Origin of the sequence: Agrobacterium sp. CCNWLW155, from assembly GCF_036888815.1 — a bacterium.
Lineage (GTDB): Bacteria > Pseudomonadota > Alphaproteobacteria > Rhizobiales > Rhizobiaceae > Agrobacterium > Agrobacterium radiobacter.
On the sequence record NZ_JBAKFW010000054.1, the window covers coordinates 1 to 1,607 of the forward strand.

Sequence of the window (1,607 nt, forward strand, 5' to 3'; positions counted from 1 at the left end):
GGGGATGCGGATAAAAACTTGGACTGATTCAGATGTTATGGCCGAGACTTCTGCGATACTCGATCGGGCTGAGCGATCCCAATGATAATTTGATGCGCTTCTCATTGTACCATCGGATGTAGCTATCCACCTCGCGGACAAACTGCTCGATTGTGATGGTTTTCCAGTCTCGTGGATAGAAGAGTTCCGTTTTCAACCGTCCAAAGAAGCCTTCGCACGCAGCGTTGTCTTGGGAACAGCCCTTGCGGGACATCGAGCGAACCAATTTCGCATCGTTAATCCGAGTGAGCCAGCCGGGCCAACGATAATGCGCTCCGCGATCGGAATGGACAATTGTCCCACCTTCGCCGTCGGTGACAGTTTCAATGGCGGCGTCCAGCATTGTGTTGACCAGGCCCGCATCAGGTTGCGTTCCAATCGACCAGCTGATCACCATCCCGTCGAAGCAATCTATGATGGGCGAGAGATACACTTTGCCGGCTGGGATCTGGAATTCGGTAATGTCCGTGAGCCATTTCTCGTTCGGTGTTTTGGCATGGAAGTCGCGGTTGATCAGGTTCTCAGGCGCAGGACTGATTTCTCCCAAGTAAGAGCCAAAACGCCGTCGCCGTGGTCTGGCGGCGATCAGACGCTCCTGTTTCATCAATCGCTGCACAACCTTTTCCGAGATTGTCACACTCTGCCTGGCCAGAGACGCCTGCAGTCTGCGATAGCCGTAGCAGCGATGGTTGCTTTCGAAGATTTCCGTCAGGTCGCGACGGATGGCGACATACTTGTCTTCCAGGTTTGCTCGGGCGCGGTGGTAGAAGTACGAACTACGCGCAATCCCCAACTGCACAAGCAGTTCCGGCAATCGATAGGTATCTTTGAGGGCGTCAACCAGCTGTGTCTTCTCCCGATTACTGAGGAGTTGCAGATCGACGCCCAGACCTTTTTTTAGCAGTTCATTGGCCTTCTTCAGCAGATCATGCTCGAGTTGCAATTGTCGGACATCGCGCTGGAGGGCCTCAAGCTGTCGCTCGAGTTCCTCGCGCTCAGGTGCCGGCGCTGAGGTTTTGCGGCGTTTCATCGATGAGGCAGCCTCATGACCGAGTAACTCATTCCTCCAAGCGTACAACGTCGGCCGGCATACGCCTATCCGGTCGGCTACCTGCTGGGCACTTTCCTCTCCACTGCAAAGATCGAGGACAGCGACCTGCTTCAACGCTTCAGGATAAGCCGGACGCCAGGATCTTCCTGCCATCGAAGTTCTCGTCTGCGGAAACGCCTCTCGAACCCATGCTGTCAAAGTCCCGCGACCTGGATAACCCAGCGCCCTCATCGTCACAGAGATACAGCGATCGTGAGTACGGTAATGCTCAAGCGCTGTCTGCTTCTGGGCCTCAGAAAACTTCGGTGCGCGAGCCGCACTACGGACGCGCAGGTCTTGATGCTGCTGGTACTCTCGATACCAGTTCCTCAGCGCATTCTTCGTGGGATAACCCAATTGGCGGATCGTCGCCTTAACCCGCTTGCCGAGCTTAATATACAGCTCGACCGCGCGAATTCGGTCGGCATGGGAATACATGAACTACCTCCTGGTGGTCCAAGTTTTAGTCCGCATCCCC

1 protein-coding gene is annotated in these 1,607 nt (G+C 55.1%); it reads right to left on the reverse strand.

Features of this window, described 5'->3' with window-relative positions; genetic code table 11:
- Nucleotides 1-28: 28 nt before the first annotated feature.
- Complete coding sequence (locus tag V6S97_RS29065; protein WP_334428444.1) at nt 29-1,567, reverse strand: IS3 family transposase; 1,539 nt, start codon at nt 1,565-1,567, stop codon at nt 29-31.
- Between the last annotated feature and the right edge of the window lie 40 nt (nt 1,568-1,607).